Here is a 313-nt window from a genome sequence, read left to right as displayed (position 1 = left end):
GCGCAAACCTGTTCCCGCACCGGATGCGATCTCGCCGACCTCGATCGCTAGTCCTCGTCCTCGTACTCCGGTTCGGGCTCATCCACCCATGCCTGATACCCCGGACTCGTCAGACGCAAGTCGATCGCATTGACACCCAGGTGCAGTGAAATGACCGCTTTCGGCAGGTCCCACCGGAGAGCTGCCTTTGGTTCGGGTTCGGCGCTCGTGGCTGTCCCCAGGAGCGCGGTAAATGCCACATCGAGGTTCGTGAACCCCTCGACCAGCAACGGGCGCACCACTGTCATGGGCGTAGCATCATCTGCCACGTCCG

1 protein-coding gene is annotated in these 313 nt (G+C 62.6%); it reads right to left on the bottom strand.

What is annotated here, in order from left to right; genetic code table 11:
• Window positions 1–47 precede the first annotated feature (47 nt).
• A partial coding sequence (locus ASU23_RS15100; RefSeq protein ID WP_253741354.1) for a DUF6301 family protein occupies window positions 48–313 on the bottom strand: 266 nt, incomplete at its 5' end.

Origin of the sequence: Rhodococcus sp. KB6, from assembly GCF_001445685.1 — a bacterium.
GTDB lineage: Bacteria > Actinomycetota > Actinomycetes > Mycobacteriales > Mycobacteriaceae > Rhodococcus_F > Rhodococcus_F qingshengii.
Note: the sequence above shows the minus strand (reverse complement) of the source record. Positions and strands in the feature narration are given on the sequence as shown.